19 protein-coding genes are annotated in these 16,560 nt (G+C 66.3%); 9 read left to right on the plus strand and 10 right to left on the minus strand.

Going from position 1 to position 16,560, the window contains the following annotated elements; genetic code table 11:
• Window positions 1–22: 22 nt before the first annotated feature.
• The 4 genes from ACFQUZ_RS00400 to ACFQUZ_RS00415 all read right to left on the minus strand — a co-directional run bounded on the left by ACFQUZ_RS00400 (window position 23) and on the right by ACFQUZ_RS00415 (window position 3,156).
• A complete protein-coding gene (locus tag ACFQUZ_RS00400; protein ID WP_377437461.1) occupies window positions 23–757 on the minus strand; it encodes a uracil-DNA glycosylase in 735 nt (244 codons plus the stop codon).
• Between the two features lie 96 nt (window positions 758–853).
• Window positions 854–1,543: a dienelactone hydrolase family protein gene (locus ACFQUZ_RS00405; RefSeq protein ID WP_377436650.1), complete on the minus strand. Its 690-nt coding sequence runs from the start codon at window positions 1,541–1,543 to the stop codon at window positions 854–856.
• Between the two features lie 187 nt (window positions 1,544–1,730).
• Window positions 1,731–2,792, minus strand: coding sequence for a hypothetical protein (locus tag ACFQUZ_RS00410; RefSeq protein ID WP_377436651.1), 1,062 nt, complete (start codon window positions 2,790–2,792; stop codon window positions 1,731–1,733).
• Window positions 2,793–2,823: 31 nt separating this feature from the next.
• On the minus strand, window positions 2,824–3,156 hold the full coding sequence (locus ACFQUZ_RS00415; protein ID WP_377436652.1) for a PadR family transcriptional regulator: 333 nt from the start codon (window positions 3,154–3,156) through the stop codon (window positions 2,824–2,826).
• A gap of 146 nt (window positions 3,157–3,302) precedes the next feature.
• Here ACFQUZ_RS00415 and ACFQUZ_RS00420 point away from each other — a divergent pair, with 146 nt between their 5' ends.
• Entirely contained in the window at window positions 3,303–4,148 is an 846-nt protein-coding gene (locus ACFQUZ_RS00420; protein WP_377436654.1) for an SAM-dependent methyltransferase, read from the plus strand.
• A gap of 6 nt (window positions 4,149–4,154) precedes the next feature.
• On the opposite strand, the gene ACFQUZ_RS00425 is transcribed toward ACFQUZ_RS00420, so the two are convergent.
• Window positions 4,155–4,691 (minus strand): nuclear transport factor 2 family protein, encoded by a 537-nt coding sequence (locus ACFQUZ_RS00425; RefSeq protein WP_377436656.1) that lies wholly within the window; start codon window positions 4,689–4,691, stop codon window positions 4,155–4,157.
• Window positions 4,692–5,046: 355 nt separating this feature from the next.
• Between ACFQUZ_RS00425 and ACFQUZ_RS00430 the strand changes: the two genes are divergently transcribed.
• On the plus strand, window positions 5,047–5,400 hold the full coding sequence (locus tag ACFQUZ_RS00430; protein ID WP_377436657.1) for a winged helix-turn-helix transcriptional regulator: 354 nt from the start codon (window positions 5,047–5,049) through the stop codon (window positions 5,398–5,400).
• 174 nt (window positions 5,401–5,574) lie between these two features.
• Window positions 5,575–6,279, plus strand: a complete 705-nt coding sequence (locus ACFQUZ_RS00435; protein ID WP_377436659.1) for a dihydrofolate reductase family protein — start codon at window positions 5,575–5,577, stop codon at window positions 6,277–6,279.
• Between the two features lie 184 nt (window positions 6,280–6,463).
• Here ACFQUZ_RS00435 and ACFQUZ_RS00440 read toward each other — a convergent pair whose 3' ends face one another.
• Both ACFQUZ_RS00440 and ACFQUZ_RS00445 read right to left on the minus strand, forming a co-directional pair.
• Window positions 6,464–6,841, minus strand: coding sequence for a type II toxin-antitoxin system death-on-curing family toxin (locus ACFQUZ_RS00440; protein WP_377436661.1), 378 nt, complete (start codon window positions 6,839–6,841; stop codon window positions 6,464–6,466).
• Complete coding sequence (locus ACFQUZ_RS00445) at window positions 6,838–7,041, minus strand: Arc family DNA-binding protein (RefSeq protein WP_377436663.1); 204 nt, start codon at window positions 7,039–7,041, stop codon at window positions 6,838–6,840. Before ACFQUZ_RS00445 ends, ACFQUZ_RS00440 begins: the two co-directional genes overlap by 4 nt.
• Before the next feature lie 197 nt (window positions 7,042–7,238).
• Here ACFQUZ_RS00445 and ACFQUZ_RS00450 point away from each other — a divergent pair, with 197 nt between their 5' ends.
• The 6 genes from ACFQUZ_RS00450 (at window position 7,239) to ACFQUZ_RS00475 (ending at window position 15,108) form a co-directional block, all read left to right on the plus strand.
• The gene (locus ACFQUZ_RS00450) at window positions 7,239–8,804 is read left to right on the plus strand and encodes a recombinase family protein (RefSeq protein WP_377436664.1); all 1,566 of its coding nucleotides are present in this window, start codon (window positions 7,239–7,241) and stop codon (window positions 8,802–8,804) included.
• Window positions 8,805–9,468: 664 nt separating this feature from the next.
• Complete coding sequence (locus ACFQUZ_RS00455; protein ID WP_377436666.1) at window positions 9,469–9,798, plus strand: helix-turn-helix domain-containing protein; 330 nt, start codon at window positions 9,469–9,471, stop codon at window positions 9,796–9,798.
• Window positions 9,799–11,083: 1,285 nt separating this feature from the next.
• Window positions 11,084–11,269: a hypothetical protein gene (locus tag ACFQUZ_RS00460; RefSeq protein WP_377436667.1), complete on the plus strand. Its 186-nt coding sequence runs from the start codon at window positions 11,084–11,086 to the stop codon at window positions 11,267–11,269.
• A gap of 65 nt (window positions 11,270–11,334) precedes the next feature.
• Window positions 11,335–12,531, plus strand: coding sequence for a phage major capsid protein (locus ACFQUZ_RS00465; RefSeq protein ID WP_377436668.1), 1,197 nt, complete (start codon window positions 11,335–11,337; stop codon window positions 12,529–12,531).
• An 81-nt stretch (window positions 12,532–12,612) separates the two neighbouring features.
• The gene (locus ACFQUZ_RS00470) at window positions 12,613–13,713 is read left to right on the plus strand and encodes a phage portal protein (RefSeq protein WP_377436669.1); all 1,101 of its coding nucleotides are present in this window, start codon (window positions 12,613–12,615) and stop codon (window positions 13,711–13,713) included.
• Between the two features lie 1,206 nt (window positions 13,714–14,919).
• The gene (locus ACFQUZ_RS00475) at window positions 14,920–15,108 is read left to right on the plus strand and encodes a helix-turn-helix transcriptional regulator (protein ID WP_377436670.1); all 189 of its coding nucleotides are present in this window, start codon (window positions 14,920–14,922) and stop codon (window positions 15,106–15,108) included.
• Window positions 15,109–15,151: 43 nt separating this feature from the next.
• Here the strand turns inward: ACFQUZ_RS00475 and ACFQUZ_RS00480 are convergent, their stop codons facing one another.
• The 3 genes from ACFQUZ_RS00480 to ACFQUZ_RS00490 are packed head-to-tail and all read right to left on the minus strand — an operon-like array spanning window position 15,152 to window position 16,555.
• Entirely contained in the window at window positions 15,152–15,340 is a 189-nt protein-coding gene (locus tag ACFQUZ_RS00480) for a hypothetical protein (RefSeq protein WP_377436671.1), read from the minus strand.
• A 13-nt stretch (window positions 15,341–15,353) separates the two neighbouring features.
• Window positions 15,354–16,040, minus strand: coding sequence for a DUF2637 domain-containing protein (locus ACFQUZ_RS00485; protein WP_377436672.1), 687 nt, complete (start codon window positions 16,038–16,040; stop codon window positions 15,354–15,356).
• Window positions 16,037–16,555 (minus strand): helix-turn-helix domain-containing protein, encoded by a 519-nt coding sequence (locus ACFQUZ_RS00490; RefSeq protein WP_377437462.1) that lies wholly within the window; start codon window positions 16,553–16,555, stop codon window positions 16,037–16,039. The genes ACFQUZ_RS00485 and ACFQUZ_RS00490 overlap by 4 nt, the downstream gene beginning before the upstream one ends.
• Window positions 16,556–16,560: the final 5 nt, after the last annotated feature.

The following is a 16,560-nucleotide window of genomic DNA, read 5'->3' on the forward strand; positions in this document are numbered from 1 at the left end:
CCGCCTCCCTCCGCGCCCGGGTTCAGTCCAGTTCGGCCAGCCGCTTCGCGCGCGCGAACACCTCGTCCAGCATCACCGGCGTGAGCCGGCCGGTGAACGTGTTCTGCTGGCTGACGTGGTAGCACCCCAACACGGTGGGTGCCGCCCCGCCGGACCAGTGTGCCCCATGGCCGAACCGCGGACGCGGGCTGGGCGGACGCACCCCGTATGCCCGGGCCAGTGCTGGCCACCAGGCGGCCCAGGCGAAGGCGCCGAGGGCGACCACGACCCGTACCGATGGTCTGACCAGTTCCAGCTCGCGGTGCAGCCACGGGGCGCAGGTGTCCCGCTCGGCCGGCGTCGGCTTGTTGTCCGGCGGCGCGCACCGGACCGCCGCGAAGATCCGGGTGTGTCGTAGCGCCAGGCCGTCGTCGAGGGCCACGCTTGTCGGTTGGTTGGCCAGGCCGGCCCGGTGCAGCGCGGCGAAGAGCACGTCACCGGACCGGTCGCCGGTGAAGATCCGGCCGGTGCGGTTGCCGCCGTGCGCCGCGGGCGCCAGCCCGAGGATGGCGATCCGGGCGTCGGCCGGCCCGAACCCGGGCACCGGCCGCCCCCAGTACCGCTGGTCCCGGAAGGCGGCCCGCCGGGTGGCCGCCACCTCCTCCCGCCAGGCCACCAGCCGTGGGCAGGCGAAACAGTCGCTGATGGCGCCGTCGAGGTCAGCCAGGTCGGTAGCCCGGGGCGCGTGCGTAGCGACCTCTTCCGGGGTACGCGACAGCGGCGGTCCGCCGGTCGTGGATGCCTCGTTACCGGTCAGCGTCGTCGCCCGTCAGCCTCATTGCCGTCAGCCTCATTGCCGTCAGCCTCGTTGCGGTCAGCCCAGCTTCGCCCGGAAGAACTCGAGGGTCCGGGCCCACGCGCTGGCCGCCGCTGGCTGGTGGTACGCCTCGGGCCGGTCATCGTCGAAGAAGGCCCGGACGGTGCCGGGATAGTCGCAGACCTGGCATTCCCCACCGGCCGTCTCGATCGCTCGGCGCGTGGCCAGCGCACCGTCGCCGGATGACGGTTCCTCGGCGCAGCAGTGGATCAACGCGCTCTTGCCCGCGTAGCCGGCCCAGTCGGTAGGCATCCCGTCCCAGGGCAGCACCGGATAGAACCCGACCGCGCCGACGATCCGGTCGGACCGGGTCGCCGACCACAGGGCCAGGCTGCCGCCGGCGCCGAACCCGACGACTCCCACCTTGCCGGCCACCCCGGATCGCCCGGCAAGGTACTCGGCGGCACCGGCGATCTCGACCGAGGCCCGGTCCAGTTCCGGGGCGTCGACCGGCCGCGTTTCCTGGCCGGACCTGTCGAGGCCGGCGGACGCCCCGCGGTCCAGATCGACGGCCAGCGCGGCGAAACCCGCCTCCGCGAACCGATCGGCGACCGAGGTGATGTGCGGCACCAGCCCCCACCACTCCTGGACCACGACGACGGCAGGCCGGCTCTCCCCGGGAGCGGGTCGGGCGAGGTAGCCCTCACCCGCGTTGCCGGCACCGTGATAGGTCACCATCTCGCCCATCGGCCGTCCTCCTGTCGGTCAGACATCATTGGCTGGTCGCAGGGTCCATCCGGCCGAGGTCCATCGGCCAGACGCCCGAGGCGTGCACTTACGTGCCGGTAGCGTGCCATGCCGGGACGGTGCCGCGAAACCCGCGGCAACGTGGGATATGCCTTCCTGTCGCCGTACGTTCGCCGTCCGTACGCCGTCAGGGCGTCGACGTGGCGGTCGGCTCGGTCGTCGGTCCGGTGGCCGAACCAGGCGTTGGTGCCGTTGTCCCGGGCGCGGCGGTCGAGCCGGGGCCCGCCGTCGTCCCGGGGGCCGGAGCGTTCGTTGTCGGCTCAGCCGGCCCGTCCGTCGTCGGCTCCGCCGGCGGTGGGGTGCGGGCGACCCGCGGACCCGCGTGGCCGAACGGCGCGTAGTCGGGGCAGTACGGGTACGTGTACCGGGGCCCGGGTCCGCGACTGAACTGCTCCGGCGCGTTCGCGGTCGCGGTCCCGCACCAATCCGGGTAGCCCAGTTGGATCGGCCGGCCCTCCTGGTCGAAGATCCGGGCGCCGTCGACCAGCCGTCCCTCGCTGTCGTAGATGTAGAGGTCCTGCACGTCCGTGTACGGGTTCTCGTTGTACGACGGGGTGTAATAGCCGCCCGATGTCGCCCGGCCGTCGGCCCCGAGCAGGCCGGCCAGTCCGATCAGCACGATCAGCCCACCGGCGACGCCGACCACCAACCGGGGCGCCCGGCTCAGCCGGTCGCCGCGCCGGCCCAACCAGATCGACCCCAGGACGGCCGCCACCAGCAGCGGGAATGCGGCCACCGTGCTGCCGCCGAGCCGGGGCACGATGCCGAGGTCGCCGCCGATCAGCATGGCCAGCACCAGCACCGCGAGGTATCCCCGGGCCACCCACCACGCGGGCCGCAGCAGCCGGAGGAACTCGCTGGTCCGGGCGTAGCCGAGCAGCGGTCCGGTGGCCCGGTCCAGGGTGGCCAACCGGATCCGGGCCGAGCGCAGCGCGGCAGCGGCCCGGTCGTCCAGGGTGAGCTTTCGGGTCGGTTCGGCGAGGCCGGCGGCGGCCCGGAGTTCGGCCGCGTACGCCTCGGGCGGGCCGAGCCGCTCGACAAGCGTGCCACCGTTCTCGGCACCGACCTCGGCCAGGTGCTCGGGCAGGTCTTCGAGCAGTTCCCGGCGCACCTCCGGGGACAGGTCGGCGAGCGCGGCGCGGACCCGGGCGACGTACTCGGTTATCTCCTGCCCACTGATGACGGTCATGGCGCGATGCCTCCAAGCTCTCGTATCGCCGTCACGCGGCCATCCCCCGATCGTCGAGCAGACCGTCCATCGTGGCGGCGAACGACCGCCAGACCTTGCCGGACCGCGCCAGCTGGTCGCGACCGGCGTTGTTGAGCGCGTAGTACTTGCGGTGCGGACCCGCCTCGCTCGGCACCACGTACGTGGTCAGGAGCCCGGCCTGGAAGAGCCGGCGCAGGGTGCCATAGACCGACGCGTCGCCGACATCGTCAAGTCCCGCGACGCGCAGCCGGCGCATGATGTCGTAGCCGTATCCGTCCTCCTCCCGGAGGACGGCGAGGACCGCCAGGTCCAGGACGCCCTTGAGCAGTTGCGTCGTGTCCACCCGCGGCACACTACTGTGCAATGCGCAATAGCGTCAAGCTGGCCGCGCCGCGCTCCCGGCACCCGGCACCAGCCGAGGCGCGGCCTCCGAACCGCTTGCCGCGACGGCGGCGGTTAAACTGCCACCCTCGATGATCGGGGGAGCGAATGGCGACGATCGATCCGGTGCCGACCTACGAGCGAGCCGACCGGCCGCCGGTCGACCTGCGCACCGACGTGCCCCACCCGGCCCGGGTGTACGACTACCTACTCGGGGGCAAGGACAACTTCGCGGCCGACCGGGCCGCCGCCGAGAAAGGCTTGCAGGCCAACCCGAGCAGCCGCGTCCCGCCCCGGGAGAACCGTCGTTTCCTGGTCCGGGCGGTACGCCACCTGGCGGCCGAGGCCGGCATCCGGCAGTTCCTGGACATCGGCACCGGGATCCCCACCGCGCCCAGCGTCCACGAGGTGGCCCAGGCCGTCGATCCGACGACCCGGGTCGTGTACGCCGACAACGACCCCATCGTGCTGAGCCACGCGCGGGCCCTGCTCACCGGCACTCCGGAGGGTCAGACCGCCTACCTCGACGCCGACCTGCGCGACGTGGACGCGATCCTCGACTCGCCGGTACTGCGGGCGACACTCGACCTCGGCCAGCCGGTCGGCCTGCTGCTCATCGCCATCCTGCACTTCGTCGGCGACGACGACGACCCGTACGGCATCGTGCGCCGGCTGATCGACGCCCTCCCCTCCGGCAGTTACCTGGCGCTGTCCCACCTCACCGGCGACTTCAACCCGGCGGCCTGGGAGAAGATCGCCGCCATCTACCGGGCGCAGGGCGTCACCATGCGGGTCCGGTCCAGGGCCGAGATCGACCGGTTCTTCACCGGCCTCGAGCTGATCGAACCCGGCGTACAGGTGGTGTCGCGGTGGCGGCCGGACGAAGCCGGCGAGGCGACGCCGCCGACCGACGCCGAAGTCTCCGTGTACGGCGCGGTGGCACGCAAGGCGTAACCCCGCTCAGCGGTCGCCCGGGCGCCCGGCTCGTGCGCTGGGCGGCGCGGCCATCGGCACCATTCGGTGCTCGCCCAGCCGGGTGAGCACTGCCAGCGGCCGGGTGGCCATCCCGATCATCCGGGCGAGTCCGGGCCGGGACTGCCGGCGCAGCAACCGCGGCCCGATTTCCGCCATGACCGCGGTGAGCGCCGGCAGCGGCCGCCCGAAAAGGGTGATCTCGCGGATCTGTCCGGCGGCGTCGAGGCGCACCAACTGGGCCTCCTCGACCTCCTCGCGGCCGGTCCGGGCCCGGTAGAACAGCGCCCGGGTGTCCCCGGTGCCCACCGAGGTGTGGAAGCGGATGTCGTGGATCACCTCGAAGGCCGCGGCCAGCATGTCGCCGACCTCGGTGCGGCCCCGGAACCGGAACTGGGCGGTGAGCGGTGAGATGACCTCCACCTCCTCGGCCAGGCACTGCACGGCTGCCGGCGCGTCGCCGCGTTCCCCGGCCATCCGCCACGCGGCGATCGTCTCCTCGTACACATGGTCGTTCCTCGACATCGCACCCTCCCCCACGTCGCGTGTGATGTCCGATGTCCACTGTCTCATCACGACACCGCTCGCGCGGGTGATCCCGCGGTGCGAGTGCGTGCCGACCGTCAGTGGGCCAGCAGTTCGATCACGGCACCGCGGCCTGCCGCGGCACGGGAGACCGCGGCGGGCGCGTGCTGGACCCCCCGCGAGGTCCTCGCCGCCGTGGCCGGCGGCGAGCCCGGCGGCGCAGCAGCGCGAAGTACGGTGCCAGCGACACGGGGCGTCTTCGTCATGCGGACTACGCTGGTGGCCAGGCGAAAATCGCTCAAGGACGCACGTCGAAATGGGTGCTACCGCGAGGTACGCATCGGGGAGGACAGTCGTGGCGACCACGCACAGGCCCGGGTCGTACATCTGCGGCATCGACGCGGCCATGGAGGTCATCGGCGGCAAGTGGAAGGGCCTGATCCTCTGGGCGCTGCAGGAACGGCCGCACCGGTTCGGTGAGCTGCGCCGGGAACTGCCCGGGGTGACCGAGAAGGTGCTCTCCTCGCACCTACGCGAACTCGAGGCGGACGGCATCGTGCACCGGGAGGTGTACGCCGAGGTGCCACCGCGGGTGGAATACTCGCTGACCCCGCTCGGCGAGTCGCTCAACGAGGCGCTGGCACCGCTCGGCACCTGGGGATCGCGGCACATTCTCGGCCAGGTCGAGGCGCACCACCCGGCCTCCTAGCGGCACCGCCGCGACGCGTTCCGGCGCCATGTCGCTGTCCTGGGCCGACCCGCTCGCGCGACGGATGTGACCGCCGTCACGTTGGGCTCCTGTCGGAAGGCCCGGCTGCGCACCGACCCTTTCGAGAGACCGGCATCCGGACCGGGTGCCGGCCGATCGGAGAGGACAGCGCGGATGACCAAGGTGACGGCACAACTGTCAGTGTCGCTTGACGGTTTCTATGCCGGCCCCCGGCACACCGGTGACGGAGATTGGGTGGATTCGGCGGAGAGCGCCGGTTTCTTCCGGATCACCCGCTGGGCCACCGACGCGATGGCCTGGCGGGAGCGCCAGGGTTTCGCGGGCGGCGAGCGCGACACGGATTCGGAGATCATCGCCGAGTCGTTCGCGGCGGCCGGGGCGTACGTCATGGGGCGACGGATGGCCGACGGCGGCGAGGAGCCGTGGGGTGACGAGCCACCGTTCCGCGCACCGGTCTTCGTCGTCACGCACCGTCCCCGGCAGCCGCTGGCCCGCCTGGGCGGCACCACCTTCACCTACGTCACCGACGGTGTCGCCAGCGCCGTCGAGCAGGCGCGAGCCGTGGCCGGCGGCAAGAACGTCGCGGTTGCCGGGGGCGGCAGCCTGGTCCGGCAGGTACTCAAGGCGGGCCTGCTCGACGAGTTGGAGCTGCACATCGTGCCGGTGCTGCTGGGCACCGGCCTGTCGCTGTTCGACGCCGACCTCGATCTCGACGACAAGGAGGCGATCGAGCTGACCCCCACCCGGGTCGTCCCCACACCGCAGGTCACGCACATCCGGTATGCGGTGCGCGGCCGCGCGGCGCTGGTGCTCGACGACCGGGGCAGTGGCGGCGGCCCGACGGCGATCAGGCAATAGGCACCGCTGCCGCGTCGGAATCCCGCCGGACGTCTCGGCATCCGGCGCTCGGCGCCCACACTCGGTGCCCCCGGCACGCCCGGCACGCCCGGCACGCCCAGCACCGAGATCAACTCGATGTCGGTGAAGTAGGGGTGTCGGAGCCATCGGGACACCCCTACTTCACCGACATCGAGTCGTTCAATCAGATATAAAGCTTCCGAAGCTCGCGGGCGATGTCCGCGACCTCGACAAGTCCGCCGCTGGCCACCGCCATGACCAGAGACTCCGCCTGATCGACGTCGACGTCCCGGATGGGCACCTCGTTGAGGGCCAGGAAAACCCGGGCGGCCGCCCAGGCGAGGCGCTTGTTCCCATCGATCAGCGCATGGTTCATGCAGATCGAGTGCAGCAGCGCGGCTCCCTTGTTCCACAGGTCGGGGTATGCCTCCTGCCCGAACGCCACGGTGGCCGGGCGAACCGCGGCGGACGAGAGCAGACCGAAGTCCCGAACCTTCGGCTGCTCACCCAGAACAATCGCGGCAATCTCCAGCAGGTCATCGACCTCTAGATAGTTGATCATTCAGCCAGCCGTCGCAGCAGCTCGGCATCACGTGTCGCGACATCCCGCGCCAGGTCTCGCACTCGATCCCGCCTGCCGTGCGCCGAAACGTACTCCTCAAGCGCTACGACAATTGTCGCGTTCATCGACCTGTGTTCCTGCTCGGCAAGCCGCTTGAGCCGCTCATGCAACCCGTCCGGCAGATTGACGCTGGTGATCATATGGAAATCATACTGCCTCTTCAGTTTGGCAGCGGCCACTCAGAGGGCGCTTCTGCGATGCGGCACACCCGGGGGTGATCCTTTGCGGCCGGGCTGCTGGCCCGGGCCCTCCCTGTTGCGTCACACCACGGTCCGCTCACCTACCTCAGGCGAGGCTCCAGGCGATGCCGTCCGGCATCTGCGATAAAATCTAGCACATGCCCCCACACCCTGAGCAGCCGCGCGTTACCGCCATCTACCTGCGGCTTTCCAAGCTGACTGACCGGTCCGTGTCCCTGGACGCACAGCTAGCGGAGTGCATGGCGCTGTGCGAACGGAACGGATGGGCCAACGTCAGGATCTACCGGGATGAGTCCCGTACGGCGTCGAACGCCCGGCGGAAGCGGGCAGCGTATGAGCAGATGCTTGCTGACGTGCGCGCCGGCCTGGTGGAGCGGATCGTTTGTCGGGACGATGACCGGCTAGTCCGCCAGCCCATCGAACTTGAGGGGTTGATCAACACTCTTGAGCCTGGTTCGGTTCCTGTGTGGTTCGCGGCCGGCAGCGAGCTTGACCTGACTACCTCCCGGGGCCGGGAGAACGCCCGGATTCGTGGAGCGATTGCCCGGGGTGAGGTTGAGAGGAAGTCTGAGCGGCAGAAATCCAGCAACCGCGAACGGGTCACCAAGGGCAAGCCTCTGGGCACCGTCCGGCCGTTCGGCTACACGTACGCGGCCGGCAAGCTCACCGTAGTCCCGGAGGAAGCGGAAGCGATCCGCTGGGCTGTTGAGCACGTCATGAGGGGGGGCACCGTTTCAGACGTTGCCCGGGAATGGACGCGCCGGGGCCATACGGTTCCGAAAACGAAGGGCCCCTACTCTTGGCCGTCCGCTAAAGGCGCTCTAACGAATCCCTACATCTGCGGCCATCTGCAATACCAGCCGACCACGATTCTTTCCCCCGAGGAAAGCAAGCGCGTCCCCGTATGGAAAGCGGAGTTGATTAAGGGGACGTGGGAGCCGATTATCAGCCGGGAAGATTGGACCACGGTTGTTCAAGTTTTGACTCGCACGCGGTCGAAAGCGGGCAACTATGTCAAGTACCTAGGTGCCGGCATATTCGTTTGCGGACTCTGCGGCGGAAAGGTGCGGAGCGGGTGGACGACCGTTAAGGGCCGCAAGTTCCGCAACTATAAGTGCGTAGACTCGAAGCCTGTCACGGCTGGTGCGTCTCGTATGCATTTCAGCTTGAAGGCTGATCCGATTGATGACTATGTGACCGACGTTCTTACGTCGATGTTGCAGCGTGAGGATTTTGCGGATTTCCTTAGCCCGCAAGAAGGCCCGGACCGTCCGGCGTTAGAGGCTGAGCGGAAGGAACTTGAGGAAGAACTTGAGGCCCTTACGGCGTCTTATGGACTCCGAAGGATTCGGCTAACGCAGTTGGAAACGGGTACGGCGGCCATTGAAAAGAGGCTGACTGAGATCGATGAGGCGCTAGCGGGAACGGTGGAGCAGGAGGAACGGGCCGCGAGGTACGCTCCGGCGTCGCGTGAGCAGTGGGAGAATTCCACCATCGAACAGCAACGGCTGTTCCTGCGGGATCTGTTGCCGGTTGTTCGCATCTTCCCGGCCGGCAGTAATCCGGCACCCTCGGTGCCCGTCTACGTTCACGCCTACGATCGCAGGGGCCGACTGAGGCCGTTGCCGGTCGGGCCAGATGAGGTGGAGATGTTCCAACACCAGGAAGCGCACGCGGGCCGGTACGACAAGGCTATTGACTAGCGAAAATGGCCTGAGGGCCACGCTGAGCGGTTTTCTTGCCCCGACGGCACACCGGGCAAGGGTGAAGCCGTCGGGGCCTCTTACTGTCCCGGGGCTTCGTAGCTCTGGCCCCTGTTGGGTGCCGATAGGATCGACACGTAACCCGGCGACGAGAACAACAGCACGTTCATACGGGCCCCTTCATTGGGGGCCTGTTCTTTGTCTCTGCGGCTGTTATGCCGTGTAAACGCATTCCGAGGTTAGGAGGAGTCTGCCCAATGAACATGGATAGGTGCATCATTTGGGAAGGCCAAATCATTTACGCCCCTGAGGGGTTGAGTGTTCGGGAGTGGGTGGACGCTGTGACCGGTGATCCGGCTATCAGTGAGGCCAACGTTAGAGAGGTCTGGGAGATTGCTCAGGCTTTCGCGGCTAAGGGGATTGTGTGAGCACATCCCCCACATCCCCCACGTGCCCCCACGGCACCAAGGTTCTTTCCCCGGGTGGTGATTTTTGGAACTGTCCCGGGCATGAGTGGCCTTGCCCTCCGGAGGCGATCGGACGGAACGGTAAGCCGGCTGCCGCTGGCAACCTCCGGCAGGGACGGCCGGACGGGTACACGGGCAACGGGACCAGGCCGAAGAGGGACGCCACGGGGAGGCCGGGAAGGGTAATCCCTAGGCCAGTGAACGATTATCGGCGGGCGCTCCGGAAGTGTCCCGACGTCACAGGTTCCAATCTGACGGTAGGGCTGCTGATGGCTGAGTTTGCGGACTACGGCACGGGGATGGATTGCTTTCCGTCGCAGAGGACGATTGCGTCTGAGATGTGTTTCACCTCGACTAGGCAGGTGCGAGCCTGCCTTCGTTGGCTCAAAGAGGTGGGCTGGCTTCACGACACCGGGGCGACCGTGGAGAGTGATGGGCCGCACCGAGGTTCCCGGATCTACTGGCTAACGATCCCGGATTGCCCGCACCGTCACGACGGTTCGGCTCTGCCTGTGGTCAAGGACTAGACCCCCTCCGGAACTCCTGTTCCGGTTACCTTTCGAGGATTACCTATCAGGGATTCAACTAAACGGGCCCCTTGAAGGGGCCCTTGCCGGGGTGGTTTAAACCAACGAAGGGAACGGCAGAGCGAAGCTCTGCACTACTAACCCCCTCTGTCCAATCCACAGAGGCTAACCAGTAAGCAAGTTTCGCGTTGATCTTGGAGGTATGCACTGTCCTACAACACCTGCACAAAATGCAAAAGACTGATCCCCCTTGGCAGCGGCTACCGCTGCCCTAGCTGCAAACCCCGGCCGTTCGCTAACGCGACACGCACCAGCAGTGACCGCCACGGCAGAACCCATGACCCGCGTTGGTACAACGCACAGGCACGCAAAATGAAGGCCGCCTTCCTGGCGGCCAACCCGAGGTGCCATGAGTGCAGGGCACCAGCAACTCACGTTGACCACAGCGTGCCCACATCGGAACGGCCGGATCTCATCTTCGTTGTGTCGCTGTGGCGTCCACACTGCGCAACCTGTTCCGCTCGGCAGGGCGGCAGGATCGGAGCGGCCAGAGCAGCCGCTAAACGGCCCTCTAAGGGCCAATAACCATTGGACCTACCCCCACTATGGGGTGATGGCCTTTAGGTCGCACAGGGTTTCTCAGGGCCCTTAATGAGCCACCGTGTAGGCGGTACCGGGGTGGCCTTGAAACTTCCCGGCAACCCTCGGGGCTTCCCACGTGTTTAGGCGCGTGTGTGTCTCTGCGGATCTCCCCGGCTTTGTGGGAATTGGAATTAGGGAGGAATTGGTTTCTTGTTGAAATATTATCGTTGGTGTGCTGTTCACCGTACCGGGCACCCGCTAGAGGGGCCCGACTGTCCAGAATGGCTAACCGTTTTGCGGGCTCGTGAGACGGTTCTAGAGTGTCGTCGCCGTGAGTGGCGACGGGCCCGGAATAGGGCTCAACGGTGGCGTACCTGTGTGGCATGTTCCCGTTTGTTCGATGCTGGGGTCGAGCGGAAGCGCGGAAGGCCGCGAGAGACGTGCTCCGCCGCGTGCGCCGAGATTCGGGACAACGACCTTCGGAGGCTGCGGCACGCTGGCATCAGTAGACGGGTACGTAGGTCCGGTGCGCGGCCTCGACGGGCGCTGAGGATGTCTCCGGACGTTGTGGCGTTCTTTGAGGCTTTCGGTAACGACTGGTCCGCCGATTAAATCGACATAGGAGAAGACGACCACCAGGGACAGGGGTCCCGCCACACGGCCGGGCCCCTTTTTGCTGTCCCGGTATAGAGAGTGAGGACACATGGAGAAGCTTGTTGCGGCATTCCGGGAGTTGGACGCGGACGACCTAGACGTTATGGCCGAGGAGTTTTACGGCCGTACTGAAAAGTGCCTTGAGGCTGGTAAGGACAACTGGGCTCAGGTTTACGCCCTTATTGCCGTAGCCGCTGTTGACGCGCTAGAGCCGCTGCGGCCGAACGACAACTGACCAACAGTCTTTTAGCTGCCGTCCCGACCGGGGCGGCTTTTTATGCCCTGATTGGAGCAATACCCTTGACTGAGCTTGACAATGTTGCCCTGGCCGCAAAGCGTGCCGCCCTGGTAAACAACCTGATTAAGATTGCCGATAACCCGATCCTTCCCATTGAGTCGCGGCATGCGGCTATTGACACTCTGGCCCCTGAACTGGCCACGACTGACACTGAGGTTGAGGATCGTGCCCAGGTTTCGCCCGTAGAGACGCGCGCGGCTGTGGATGCTGAGCAGCGGTCTGTGATCGCCGCAAACCCGGTGGGTGTCCCTGGCACCCGTACCGAGGTTCGCGCTGGTGACCTGCTGGCCGCTGAGGTTCGGGCCCTCACTGGTGCGTCCGGCATGGGAGCGGCATTCACGCCGGCTGAGCAGGCCGGCTATGTGCTCGATTTCCTCGCCAAGTCCAGTGTCATTTTCCGTAGCGGCGTGCAGATTATCCGCACGTCCGGGGATTCGATCGTCATTCCGCACATGACTAGCGACGGCAGCGCGGGCGCTATCGCGGAATCGGCAAACGTGCCCCTGAGCGACCCGAACGCCGAGAGCCTTACCGCTGTGCCTCGGAAGTTTATGCAGGGCACCCGCGTCCCTAACGAGGTGCTTGCCGACAGTAAGCCTGCTGCGCTTGAGCAGCTTTCCCGGTCCCTTATCCGGTCGGTTGGGCTGGCCTATGACCTGAGTTGTTTTGAGGGCAACGGTACCGCTCCGAATGTGCGAGGGTTCAAGAACGTTTCCGGTATCGGCACCCTTTCCAACGGCACCAACGGTGGCGCTCTGACGAACCTTGACGTTATCGCTGATGCCTTGGGAATGCTGGCTGAGGCGAACGCCGATGAGGAATCGGCGGTAATTGTTATGGCTCCCCGTGCTTGGCGTGGAATCCTCAAAATGAAGGAGGGTACCGGTAGTAACAAGAGTCTGATCCAGGATTCGGCCGGTAGCGCGACGGGTGGTGTTACCCGGGCCCTGTTCGGTCGGCCGGTTTACCTGTCCGGGAACCTGAGTCTCACGGAAACTCAGGGTACCGGTACGAACATGTCCAGCATTTACGTGTACGTGCCCGGCGAGGTTTACGCCGTGGTCCGTGAGGATGCCGTATTTGATGTAAATCCGTTTGTGTACGGCGCGACTGACGAAACCCTGGTTACCGCGAGGATGCGCGCTGACCTCCTGGTGCCCAACCCGACGGCCGTGGTCCGTATCTCGGGCGTTGCCTAATTCTTCCAACGGTGCCCGGCCCCCTCAACGGGTCGGGCCCTTTACCTGTAAGGAGGTGGCCCATTGGGTTTCTGGAATCGGATGAGGGAACGTCGGTCGGCACCAGGGCCGACCATCGGCACGCTTGCCGCTCTGGCTAACCAGGGCCCTACATGGTCTGGGGTTAACGTCAGTCAAGACACAGCGCTTTCCCTGTCTGCCGTTTACACGTGCGTCTCGCTGGTATCTGACGCTGTGGCGAGCCTGCCGGTTGATGTTGTGCTAACCGTTGGTGAGTCCCGCGTGCCGGTCGCGGGACCGGCGTGGCTTAACCAGCCCAACCCGTTTGATCGGCCCATGGATTTCTGGGGAAAGGTTATGACGTCGCTTCTCTGCGACGGGAACGCCTTTGTTCGTGTCTTCCGTGCCGGTAACGGCAAAGTGGTTGCCCTGCTGCCCCTCGACCCCCGGACGGTTCGGGTTGAACTAACCGAGGATGGCTCAGGGGTTCTCTATAAGGTCGCTGATCAAATCCTGTTCGGCCGGGACGTGGTACATGTTCGCGGTTTCGCTACCGCCAGCAGCCTTCGCGGACTGTCGCCACTTGAGAACGCGCGGCAAACTGTCGGGGCTGGCTTAGCGACCGAGGAATATGCGGCACGATTCTTTAGCCAAGGTGCGACGGTTTCCGGGATCGTGGAACATCCCGGTACACCTAAGCCTGGTGAAGCGGCAGTGTTAGCGAAGATGCTTCGGAAGAATCACGCCGGGGTGAAGAACAGTCACGCCGTTGGCATCCTCACCGGGGGCGCACAGTGGAAGCAAGTTTCTGTCACCCCTGAGCAGGCACAATTCTTGGATACTCAACGGTTCAATCGGTTGGCTATTGCCGGCATCTTCCGGGTTCCCGCCTACTACCTAGATCCCACCGTGGCTAGTTCGTGGGGATCCGGGGTAGAGGAACAGCACAACTTTTTCACTTCACAAACGTTGATGCCGTGGTTAGTCCGGTTGGAGCAGGCTTTTTCTAGCCTGCTCCCCACCGGTCAGTCGTTGCGTTTCAACGTGAATAGCCGGATGCGGGTAAAGACCTTGGAGAGGTACGAGGCCTACCGGACCGCGATTGAAGCTGGCTTCCTGTCGGTGGATGAGGTGCGGGCTCTTGAGGATCGTGAACCGCTTTCACATACTAGCGGAACGTGAGTTCTGCTCATTTCCGAAGCGTGGCGGCCCTATTCGTGGCTTTTATGTCGAGTCCAGCACATTTAATCGAACAAGCGTTCCAATTGTGCGCGATTCAAGCCCGGTTCGGCGCCTTTTCCGGATACCGCCTAAGGCATCCTCTGTGGCAGGATCGGATTATGTGACGCCACCGACCATGCCGAGAATCCTTCGGCAATGGCGGGGTGCTCGGGGGTACAGCCCCGAGCACCCGCAGGTGTCTTCGCATGTCCGATTGATCATTCTTGGGAGAGGATCACTATGGCAGTAGAACCGCCGTCGGAATGCGTCAACACTCGGAAGTGTAGCCCGGTGTGTTGTTGTATGCCAAGCACTATGCATATCGTCCCTGAGAGCCCCGGCGAGAACTCGGGCGAGGACTCCCACGGAAGCCCGAACGGTGATCTGCGTGGGGCCCCGTGGGGCTGTGTGATGCTCTGCATCTTGGTAGTTCGGCCGGTCGCGGACGGGTTGTCTCAGGTGCTGGACAGCGTTGCGGGCGTCATCAGCGCGGCTGCTGGCTAGCTGTCCGGGGGCCCGGCGGCGCCGGGCCCCCGTTGCCGCGAGGGTGGAAGCGGGTGCACCCCGAACGGTCCCCGGCGAGGCCACTCAAGGAACCGGGCGGCCAATGCTTCCGGGGTCGGGACCGGATGCCAGAGCTTCACCAGGTCCCGGGTAGCGGCCTCCATCATGGTGGCCATGTAGATGCACAGGGCTAGCCGGTCGTCGCCGTACTCTGCTTTGAGCCTCAACCGTGCCGTGCCGCAGGGCCACGGGTTGCCGCAGCTACGGCACAGCCATAGGGGCCGGAACGGCAGGTGACCGCGACCGGGTTTCGGAGGCCCGCACACGTGGGGTTTCACGTTGACCCATCGGGCGGCAGCACACCCGGGGCAGCCGTCGGGGGTGGGCTGCTGCTCCGGGCCGCTCACCAGTGCCCCCGGTTGGGTGGCTCGGTCGGCACGGTGGCGCCCTTGTCGGGGCAGCCCTTCCACAGGAGGCCGCAACTACACCAGCGGCGCCAGCGGCGCCACACGGGCCGGTGAATCGGGGCTAGCGGGACGGGCCTGGGGCGGTTGTTTCTGCTGGTTCCCATGCACCCCAGAGTGTCTAACCCCCTAGCCCTGGGTCAATAGCCTTGAGGCAACTTGCCTTAGGGCTAGCTAGGGGTTGCCTAGCGTCTAGTCCATGAGGCTGGTTGGCGCTGCGGAGATCCGAGTGATGCTCGGAGGTGTCTCCAAGCAGCGCGCCTACCAGATCACCAGCCGACCCGATTTCCCGAAACCCGTGGCGGTGCTTGCGCAGGGGAAGGTTTGGCGCACTGGTGATGTTGAGCGGTGGATTGCCGAACATCGCACAGGGTTGATGGATGACTGAAAGAGGGGCCCCGGTCGGGACCCCTCTTCGTCGTTGGCTGCGGTCAGTCGATCGGCACCACCCGGTGAGTCTCAACCTCCCACGTCATCCACACCCGGTTCTCATCGTGCTGAATGTCGGTGCAGTGGGCGCCGTCCGGTAGCGCTCCCGCAAGTTCCGTCAGGTCCGTCGGGGTGAGCGGCATGTCAGCTACGGCGATCCACTCGCCGGGGCCCTCTTCGGTGATCTTCAAGGAGTGTTCCTTCCTAGGCGTTGTTGAGAACAGAACGGAGATGGCGGGGGGTGATGGAGAGGCGGGCGGCAAGTTCCGCCCGGCTGATGGTGGGCTGTTCCGCCACGATGGCCGCAGCAAGCTTCCGCGTTTCGGCCACCGGACGACGCTTCCGCCGGGGCTTCACCTGTTCCGGCACGTCCGGCCCGTTGAGGGGGACGCTGCCGCGTTCCAGCGGCGCCTCGGGCCCCTCGGTGCGGGTGGCAGCCTCCGGGCCCTCAGGGGCCGTTTCCTGTTGCGTGGCAACGGGTTGCGGAACTTCCGCCGGAGCAACGGCGGCAGGCTTCCCGGACAGCACCAATTTAGATAACCCCATGAATGCAAGTGCCGGGACGGCCGACAGCAACCAGCCTGAGGGGCCCGGTTTGGCTACCGCCAACTGAGCCGACAGGGACAGCACCACGGCGGACAGTAGGAGGAACATCGGATACCGGATGCTGCCGCCGGTACGGCGACGCTGCCGGATGGTGAGCAGGGCCCCGATGGGCACCAACTCACTGATGACGGCGTTGGCCCACCCGAACCATCCCGGGGTGCCCTGCGGGCTGTTGGCCATGGTCCAGTCGTGAACGTGGGTGAAGCTGGCGGCACCAGCCGCGCCACCAACGGTGATCAGGATGAGCACCAGGGCGGCACGCTCTAGACGGTCGCTGCGGTTCACGCAGCACCCCCGAGGGCTTCGCTGCGGCACGGTCCACAGTTCCCGGCAGGACATCCCCGATGCTTCGGACAGTGACCAGCGCGGGGGTTGGCGGGAAGCGCTGCGCCGCGTAGCGAGCGCGAGCGCGGTTGGACGTTCTTAGGGAAGTTCAAGGACGTTCGGGGGGCACGGCTGTGCCCGGGGGAGGGGGGCACAGCTACGCCCGGGGGGTCGGGCTGAATGTCCGGGGAGTCAATCTGCCCGGGGGGCACGCTGCCCGGGGTGCCGTCCGACATGATGACCGTGTACCGGTTGGTGCCACCGGGGCCGGCAGCGACAGCTACCGCCAGTTGTCCGGCATCCTCAAGGCGTCGGATGATGCGGCGCACGGTGCGTTCATCCAGTCGGGTTTTACGGGCGAGCGTTCCAAGGCTGGGCCACGCGTTCCCGCCGTCGTCGGCAGCGTTGTCAGCGATGGCCAGCAACACCAGCCGCTCATTCCCGCCCGCGGGAGAGTGATCCCACACCCAGGTCATGACTT

This window comes from Plantactinospora sp. GCM10030261, from assembly GCF_042666615.1.
In the GTDB taxonomy this organism is placed as follows: Bacteria; Actinomycetota; Actinomycetes; order Mycobacteriales; family Micromonosporaceae; genus KBS50.